Annotated in this window: 7 protein-coding genes; all 7 read left to right on the top strand. The window is 54.4% G+C overall.

Annotation, left to right across the window (positions count from 1 at the left end; genetic code table 11):
* Positions 1-841 precede the first annotated feature (841 nt).
* The 7 genes from LBW87_RS19965 to LBW87_RS19935 are packed head-to-tail and all read left to right on the top strand — an operon-like array spanning position 842 to position 8,395.
* Complete coding sequence (locus LBW87_RS19965) at positions 842-1,876, top strand: MurR/RpiR family transcriptional regulator (RefSeq protein WP_225203216.1); 1,035 nt, start codon at positions 842-844, stop codon at positions 1,874-1,876.
* Positions 1,836-2,978, top strand: coding sequence for an ABC transporter substrate-binding protein (locus LBW87_RS19960; RefSeq protein ID WP_225203215.1), 1,143 nt, complete (start codon positions 1,836-1,838; stop codon positions 2,976-2,978). The genes LBW87_RS19965 and LBW87_RS19960 overlap by 41 nt, the downstream gene beginning before the upstream one ends.
* The gene (locus LBW87_RS19955) at positions 2,978-4,093 is read left to right on the top strand and encodes an ABC transporter ATP-binding protein (protein ID WP_225203214.1); all 1,116 of its coding nucleotides are present in this window, start codon (positions 2,978-2,980) and stop codon (positions 4,091-4,093) included. The genes LBW87_RS19960 and LBW87_RS19955 overlap by 1 nt, the downstream gene beginning before the upstream one ends.
* Before the next feature lie 2 nt (positions 4,094-4,095).
* A complete protein-coding gene (locus LBW87_RS19950; protein ID WP_225203213.1) occupies positions 4,096-4,971 on the top strand; it encodes an ABC transporter permease in 876 nt (291 codons plus the stop codon).
* A complete protein-coding gene (locus tag LBW87_RS19945) occupies positions 4,968-5,744 on the top strand; it encodes an ABC transporter permease (protein WP_225203212.1) in 777 nt (258 codons plus the stop codon). The genes LBW87_RS19950 and LBW87_RS19945 overlap by 4 nt, the downstream gene beginning before the upstream one ends.
* A gap of 17 nt (positions 5,745-5,761) precedes the next feature.
* Positions 5,762-6,907, top strand: coding sequence for a M24 family metallopeptidase (locus tag LBW87_RS19940; RefSeq protein ID WP_225203211.1), 1,146 nt, complete (start codon positions 5,762-5,764; stop codon positions 6,905-6,907).
* Between the two features lie 12 nt (positions 6,908-6,919).
* A complete protein-coding gene (locus LBW87_RS19935; RefSeq protein ID WP_225203210.1) occupies positions 6,920-8,395 on the top strand; it encodes a M81 family metallopeptidase in 1,476 nt (491 codons plus the stop codon).
* Positions 8,396-8,553: the final 158 nt, after the last annotated feature.

Here is an 8,553-nt window from a genome sequence, read left to right as displayed (position 1 = left end):
TGTGCCGCCGATAGGGACCTCGTGATGCCATGATGTCGCTCCTCCTGAGAAGGCTCGACAAGCGTATCACTTCATCTCCAGGCCTTGGTCCAGCCCGAGGGGTTCACTCCATAAGTGGGTCAGTTTTCAATGCAAATCAACAAAGACGAACGCCTAATGCAGCTAGAGACATATTTGCAGCAATTTTCCTACTCAATCGAGTCCACACTGAACAATACGCAAATCCTTGTAGAGGATGCACATGTAATGCTCAGCCACCTAAATGAAGTTCTCCTTTGTCGTCTTCTGCCAAGTGATAACTATGAGCGAGTGAAGCAAATCGGGAGACTCGTCTGGTCCATTTTCGCCAGGTTCGATTCCGTAAATGGCTACTACAAAGCGGATATCATCGGCGAGGCAATTGAAGCCATCTGAAAATATCGGGAAAACTTGCCTCGGTCCGAGCTGCTTCGCCGTAACTAACTTGGCTCGACCGCAATGGGCAACGCAGCGAACTATCTCTTCCTAGAATGGACGCTGCTGCGCAATAAAAAATCCGAGAACACCTAGCACATTGGTCCCGACCATGACGCATCGAATGCGTCTCCTCAGGACACGCAGTCGTTCCAATTCTGCCCAACAAAGAAAAAATCATTGACGAACGGAGAGGCAGTTTTATTGCTCGCTCGTCGTATGCAATGGCTCAATAACCTGTTGCCCCCATAGCCGAAGCCGGCAAATATCATCAAATACTCACCGGCAAATTGCACCAAAATAGCTCCCTCTTCGCACCATTAAAAACGCTTGACCGCCTCTGTAGCATTTACTACAGTTAACTCAACTCGCTGAAACATTCACGACAATGACTGCACTTACATTCCAACAGACGTTAGCCGAAAACGTAGAAAACCTGACCACTGCTCAGAAACAATTGGCCAGCTACATTCTCGACAACGCAGAAACGGCAGCCTTCCTGACCGCACGGCAGCTGGCTGACGCGGCAGGTCAAAGCGATGCTGCGGTTGTGAGGCTCGCGAAGGCACTTGGCTACGACGGCTTCCCCAATCTGCGTGCAGCTCTGCGAGACGGCCTCTTGGAACGGGCCGGAGCCTCTGGAATGGGACCACGCCAGCCGCCGTCGGACATGGACGAATTGAAGACCGAGCTGTTTGAGATTGACAGCTTGTTGGCGAGAAACACCTCGCAGCTCAATTCCACAGAATTGGGCAATGTAGTAGCGAAAAAACTCATCGGCGCCCGTCGCATCTGGGTGAGTGGCCACGGTACGACACATCCAATGGCGTCATATCTGACCCTACATCTGAACCAGGTGACGGGAAAAGCTGCGTTGCTCAATATTGGGAACGGAGATATCTCCGACCAACTTCGCCTGATACATAAGGACGATGTCGTTATCGGTATCGGCTACATCCGATACCTTCCATACACCGTCGACATCATGCGCGTAGCCAAAAGTCGAGGTGCGCACATCGTCGCTATTACCGACCGCCCTTCCTCTCCGCTGGCAGCTCTTTCACACCAGAGTTTCTTTGTCGCTAGGGACACCTCTTCATTTGCCTGGTGGTCTCAGGCAGGAACCATGGCCCTGATTAACTGGCTCATCGTTCTAATCACTATTCACGATGCTGAGAATGTTGCGCAGCTTCTTCGCGGTTCAGATGAAGTATGGCGCACCCTCGGCCACTGGCAGAGCGAAGGCAACTCAGTATCGGACCAGACGCTTGAAGGACATCTGAAAGCAGGCATCGAGAATCGGGGTTCGCAACATAACCTTTCATCAACTGCATCATCGCCCAAAGCTGGGCGCCCAACAAAGGGGAAACAAGATGGGAAAAATGGACAACGAAAAGCCGGAAGCAAAAGCGGAACAAAATAATTCTGCCGCCGAGAGCACCACATTGTCACGTCGCCGCTTCCTTCAAGCGGCAGGCGCAGGTGCATTGGCAGTCAGCAGCGCCGCTCCGCTGCTCACAGCATCCAGCTCCGTCCGCGCACAAGGTAAGCAGCAGGTGGTGGTCCGCGGCTTGGGTGGCGCTTACCAGGAGGCCATGGACAAAGCTCTGTATAAGCCTTTCACGGAAGCGACTGGCATTGAAGTGGTAGTGCAGCCAGCCACAGCGGCACAGATTCGCGCGATGGTCGAAGCCAAACGCGTTCAAGTGGACGTCGTGGACCTGCTGGATGTTGCGCTCCTGTCGCTGGACAAAATCGGCGCGCTGGAACCGATTGCGTACTCGAAGATGAAGTACACCAATCCCAATGACATTCAACCCGGTGTGCGGCACCCCAACATGGTCGGCAATCTCTACTTTGCCACCGTTATGGTCTACAACACCGACGTCTTCAAGAGCGCCAACCATCCCAAGTCGTGGGCCGAATTCTGGGATGTCTCGAAGTTCCCAGGTGCACGGACCCTGGCGGACCAGAAGTCGGGTGCCGCCGAATTGGAATTTGCCTTGCTCGCCGACGGCGTGCCCAAGGACAAGCTTTATCCGCTGGATGTGCCTCGTGCCCTCAAGTCGCTGGACCGTATCAAGAAGGACGTCGTTAAGTGGTGGGACACCGGTGCCGCATCGGCTCAGTTGCTCGAGCGCAAAGAGGCAGTCATCGGCGCAATCTGGAACGGCCGCGCCCAGGACCTTATTGACAAGGGAGCGCCGCTGGCCATCGAATGGAACCAGGCGAAACGTCAAGTCCAGTATTGGAGCGTAATCAAGAACTCGCCCAATGCGGCAAACGCCCAAATTTTCATCGACTTTGCCCTGCAACCTAAGGTACAGGCCGCGCTCACACGCTACATCGCCTACGGTCCGACAAACCAGGCAGCAGTGAAGCTGGTACGCCCCGAAGATGCGGCCAAGCTGCCAAGTATGCCTGACCACTTCAGCGTTGGTTTCGACCAGAACGCGCAGTGGTGGAGCGACAACCTCTCCACCATCGGAGAACAGTGGCAATCGTGGATTCTGCGGAGAACGTAATGGAAGCAAAAGCCGCCCAGGAAAAGCTGGGCACTGAATTGAAGCTGCGTGGCATCAGTAAGTTCTATGGCGACGCAGCTGCAGTTCGCGAGCTGGATTTGGATATCAAGGCGGGCGAATTTGTCACCCTTCTTGGTTCCAGTGGCTCGGGCAAGACCACCACATTGATGATGCTGGCGGGCTTTACCGCCCCCAGCAGTGGCCAAATTCTCATTGGTGGACGGGATGTTACGAAGCTGCCACCTGGCAAGCGTGACTTGGGTGTCGTCTTCCAAAACTATGCCCTTTTCCCGCATCTTACCGTAGCCCAAAACCTGGCTTTCCCTCTTGAGATGCGTGGTGTCTCCAAGTCGGAGATTGCTCGTCGTGTTGCCGATGGCCTGGCTCAGGTGCAGCTTGCGGATAAGGGCGAACGACTCCCCCGTGAACTTTCGGGTGGCCAGCAGCAGCGTATTGCACTCGCTCGTGCATTGATTTTTCGCCCGCAGGCGATGTTGATGGATGAACCGCTGGGGGCGCTAGATAAGAATCTGCGCGAACACATGCAGATGGAAATTCGACGGCTGCATCGCAACTCGGGCGCTACAGTCGTATTTGTGACTCACGACCAGGAAGAAGCGTTGACGATGTCCGACCGGATTGCCGTGATGCAGGACGGCGGCATCGCCCAAATTGCGGCGCCGGCAGAGATATATGACCGCCCCGCCAACCAATGGGTGGCGCAGTTCATCGGGCAGTCCAATACGCTGGATGGGAAGGTCGTCGAGCGTACCGACTCAGGAAAGTATGTCGTAGAACTCTCGGGCGGAGCGCGAATTCAAGCGTCCGGCCCAGCAAACCTCTCTGAAGGTGTGAGCGTCGTTGGGATACTGCGCCCGGAAAAAATCACTATGGGCCAGGGGACCGAGGGCAACAGTGTAAGCGGCCGCATCCGCGAGATGCAGTACCTCGGCCACATGGTGAAGCTGCTAGTGGAACAAGGCGGTGGGCAGACACTGCAAGTCATGGCCCAGTTGCAGAGAATGACTGACGCAGCACAATGGAGCGAGGGTAGCCAGGTGAATTTAGGCTGGCAGCCGGAGAGCGTGTGGCTGGTGCCCGCTGAAGAGGCGTAAGCGTGAGCACATCCCCTCCCCGAATCGCGCCACCGGCAACCAGGCGGCACCGGTACTCTCCTGCGTGGTGGCTGCTCTTACCGGCGTTGGTGCTGCTGGCGGTATTTTTTATCTACCCCCTCGGCAATATGCTCGCGCGCAGCATATTTGACCCCGCATTCACCTGGCGTCACTACGAGCGCCTGCTCCGAGAGCCAACCTATTTCCAGGTCGTTGGCATTACGTTCGAAATTGCTGGCCTGGTCACGGTGTTATCGCTGGTTCTCGCATACCCGTTGTCGTATTTCCTGTCCCAAATCAAGCCGCGACTAGCGGGACTGCTGATGATTCTTGTCATCGTCCCCTATTTCACAAGCGTCCTGGTCCGCACTTACGCATGGATGGTGCTGTTGGGCACGGACGGCCTTATCAACCAGTTGCTCATGTCAGTGGGGCTGATTGGTCAGCCTCTGAAGCTGATGTACAACCGTTTGTCGGTGATGATAGGAATGAGCTACATCCTTCTGCCGTATATGGTCCTGGCGTTATACAGCGTCATGCGAGGAATCGATACGGGTCTGCTTCGTGCGGCTGAAAGCCTGGGCGCCTCCAGGACCCGTGCCTTCTGGCGAGTGTTCTTTCCGTTATCGATGCCAGGTGTCGCAGCCGGGAGCTTATTGGTGTTCATCCTCTCGCTTGGATTCTTTATCACGCCTGCGCTCATGGGCAACCAGGAGGACAGCATGATATCCATGGTCATTGAATCTCAGGTGGAAACCTATTTCGATTGGGGATTCGCCTCTGCCTTGTCTACTGTTCTGTTGGCTTGCACCTTGGTGTTGTTCGCCATTTACCAGCGCACTGTCGGCCTGCAACGTCTTTTCGAGTCCAAACTATGATGCCCCGCTTTCCCGGCCCGCTGGTCGTGATTTCGGCAGTGCTTGTGTTGATGTTTCTAGCGCTGCCCATATTAATCATTTTTCCATTGGCGCTGACCTCGTCTGATTACCTGTCGTTTCCACCGCCGGGTTGGTCGCTGAAATGGATTATCTCCATCCTCACCGATTCGGCCTGGCTGTCATCAATCTGGTTCAGCTTGAAGATTGCGGTTGCATCGACCTTGCTCTCAGTGGTCATCAGCTTGGGCGCTGCGCTGGCACTTGTGCGGTATCAGTTCCGCGGCAAGCAAGCGGTCTACGCACTCATCCTGTTGCCGATGATTGTTCCGAACGTGATATCGGCCATGGCAATGTTCTTCTTCTTCGGCGATATCAAGCTGGATGGTCTTTTATCGATTGTCGTCGGACACGCCGTGGTTTCCATACCGGTCGCCGTCATCATTTTATCGGCGACACTGCAAGGCTTCGATTCTCGCCTCGAGAACGCGGCGCTAAGCCTAGGCGCATCTCGCTGGACGGCGTTTCGACGCATCACCCTGCCAATCATTGCGCCCGGACTGATGTCCGCCTGTATTTTCGCCTTCCTGAGTTCGTTCGACGAGCTCCTGATTGCACTCTTCCTCGCCGGTAGCAGTGGACAGACCCTACCGGTACGTATCTGGAATGCCGTCTTGTTCCAACTCGACCCAAAGATTGCTGCCGTCAGTGCCTTTTTGGTCCTCGTATCCATCATTGCACTACTGGCCGCGAACTTCGTTGGCCGCCGCAAATAACTTAAATACACATCGCCATGTCAAAAAACACTTTGCTTTTCAGTCCTGATGAGTATCAGCAACGAATCGCCACCGTGCGCAGTCACATGCGACAACGCGGCATCGACTTGCTGCTGATTGACCAAACTGAGTTCCTCTTTTACCTCACGGGTTTCTCGATTTCTGAAAATATGTATCGGGCATGCTTGCTGCCGGCAGATGGTGCGCCCGTCATGATTTTGCGCGCAGTCGACGAAGGCCCCTTCCTGGAAAATTCATGGATATCCGATTACATCGGATTCTTGGATTGGGAAGACCCGTTGGAGGTCGTCGCGAACACCATCAAGAATCGTGGCTGGGGAGCAGTTAAGTTAGGGCTAGACGAAGAATCTTATTGCATGACGCTGCGTCGATTCAAACGCTTGAAGGAACTCCTTCCTTCGGTGAACTTTGCTGACTTTAGCGGAGTTCTGGAGGTGGTTCGTGCAAGCAAGTCGCCTGCCGAGATTGCCTATCTTCGCCGCGCTGCACATATCGCAGACGTAGCCCTGACTGAAGCAGTTGCCGCAGCAAACATCGGAACCTCTGAACGCGATACGGCAGGCATTGTTCACAGTGTCTTTATGCGTATGGGCGCCGATAGTGCGCGAGCAGGCATTATCACTTCTGGCACAGGCGACGCATTCTTGCATGGCAACCTTCACAGCCACCCTATGGCGTGCGGAGACATCTTGCACATGGAGTTGCTGCCCTATGTCAATGGCTATAGCGCTCGTCTGATGCGCCCCGCTGTTATTGCCGAAAGCTCCCAGAAACAACGCGATATCGCTGAACAGCTGCTCGATATCCAAGACAAACAGTTCGCAGCCATGAAACCTGGCGCTTCTGCTGCAGAACTCGATGCGATGGTGCGCGAAGCAGCGCTGAAACAAGGCCTACGCAACACCTATCCGAACATCACCGGATATTCGCTGGGCTACTTCCCTTTGTCTACGCCACGTACCAGTGACTTTTCTCGCATCTTCCTGCCCAATTCGGATTGGGAGTTGCAAGCTGGAATGTGCTTCCATATGTACGTCTCGGCATCCGGCATCGCATTCAGTGAAACGGTATTGGTCACTGAGAACGGTATGGAATTGCTGACGAAGACTCCCCGCCAGCTGTTTGTGGCTGGCAACGCTTAAGTGATGTAATCCATGGCGCGTATCGCGGTTGCTGGTTTCCAGCATGAGACAAATACTTTCTCAAATTCGCCGGCATTGCTGGAGCATTTTATTGACGGTGGAGGCTGGCCCAGTCTCCAAATTGGCAATGATATGCTCGATACGCTCCATGGCATGAATCTTCCTGCGGCAGGCGCTATCGAGGCTATCCGTCAGTCAGGAAATGAGCCTGTACCACTTATTTGGACTGCGGCCACGCCAAGTGGACGTGTCGAGCAAAATGCATTCGAGCACTTACAGAAGCTGCTGCTTGATTCTCTCAAGTTATGTGGTCCACTTGATGGGGTGTATCTGGACCTTCACGGCGCCATGGCCAGTGACCTTCATGATGATGCTGAGGGCATTCTTCTCAAGAACATTCGCCATCAAATCGGGAATATTCCCCTGGCAGTAAGCTTGGACTTACACGCAAATGTCTCGAGGGAGATGTTTGACGCCAGCGACATCATGGTGGGTTATCGGACTTACCCCCATGTCGACATGGCAGATAGTGGAAAACGAACAGCAAAGGCGTTGATTCGCCGCCTCGAGGAAGGCAGTTCGCTAGCGAAAGAAATGGTTCAGCTGAATGTGCTTCTGTCATTGACCGCGGAATGTACGCTCGCTGAACCAACCGCTTCTCTGTATCGCTTCCTGGAGCATCTTGAGCATAAACATGATGTTCTTCTCTCGATGACACTGGGTTTTCCGCTCGCAGACATCTACGACTGCGGCCCTGCAATTTTCGGCTATGGAAGCGACATCGAGAAAGTGCAAAGGGCAGTTTCAGAGTTGCATACTGCTTTCGAAGAGGCCGTGCCGCGTTTCGACGCACGATTCTATGACGCTGATGACGCCGTACGACAGGCTATTGAGCAGGCAGCGCGAGGCAACTATCCAGTTATCTTGGCGGACACTCAGGACAACCCTGGCGGCGGTGGAAAAATGGACACCACTGGGTTGTTGCAAGCGCTGATTGCAGCTAACGCGAAGAATGCTGTGGTCGCCATGCTCTATGACCCAGAAGTCGCAGCGTTAGCTCATGAAGCAGGTATCGGGGCCACGCTGAGTGTCGCCCTTGGAGGGAAGCTGAATGGGCCTGGCAGCGAACCGATACGGGGAAATTACCTCGTCGAGCGCCTGAGCGACGGTCAGTTCACCGGTACTGGGCCAATGTGGGGCGGTATGGAAATTCGCCTTGGGAACATGGCTCTTTTGCGAATAAACGGCGTCCGGATAATCGTTGCATCTTCGAAGATGCAGGCAGCAGACCAATCCATTCTTACGCACTTTGGCATTGAGCCAACGGAATGCCATGTCATCGCACTTAAGAGCTCAGTGCATTTCCGAGCTGACTTTGACCGTATTGCCGCAAGCACGCTCATCGTGGCTAGCCCGGGTGCCGTCAACGCCAGGCTGTCTGAACTGACATATCGTGCGTTACGCCCTGGAATGCATCTTCTCTCCTGATGGGTCAAAAAGTAATCCGCGCGCCTCTCTTTTCCAGCAAGAATAGTGGCATGAAATAACGGCCCACATAAACACAAAGGGCTAGACCGCTTTCGGCTTCGCCCTTTACGGGTTGGATAGTGCTCCCCGGGGATGTATGTTTCTCGCAGCCCGCCGAG

Origin of the sequence: Herbaspirillum sp. alder98, assembly GCF_020179755.1 — a bacterium.
Taxonomy (GTDB): Bacteria; Pseudomonadota; Gammaproteobacteria; order Burkholderiales; family Burkholderiaceae_D; genus Herbaspirillum.
This window is presented reverse-complemented; position numbering and strand designations above follow the sequence as displayed.

Excerpts from the sequence above, each read along its gene's own strand:
- LBW87_RS19965 (WP_225203216.1), top strand. The coding sequence starts at position 842 with ATGACTGCACTTACATTCCAACAGACGTTAGCCGAAAACGTAGAAAAC.
- LBW87_RS19960 (WP_225203215.1), top strand. The coding sequence starts at position 1,836 with ATGGACAACGAAAAGCCGGAAGCAAAAGCGGAACAAAATAATTCTGCC.
- LBW87_RS19955 (WP_225203214.1), top strand. The coding sequence starts at position 2,978 with ATGGAAGCAAAAGCCGCCCAGGAAAAGCTGGGCACTGAATTGAAGCTG.
- LBW87_RS19945 (WP_225203212.1), top strand. The coding sequence starts at position 4,968 with ATGATGCCCCGCTTTCCCGGCCCGCTGGTCGTGATTTCGGCAGTGCTT.
- LBW87_RS19940 (WP_225203211.1), top strand. The coding sequence starts at position 5,762 with ATGTCAAAAAACACTTTGCTTTTCAGTCCTGATGAGTATCAGCAACGA.
- LBW87_RS19935 (WP_225203210.1), top strand. The coding sequence starts at position 6,920 with ATGGCGCGTATCGCGGTTGCTGGTTTCCAGCATGAGACAAATACTTTC.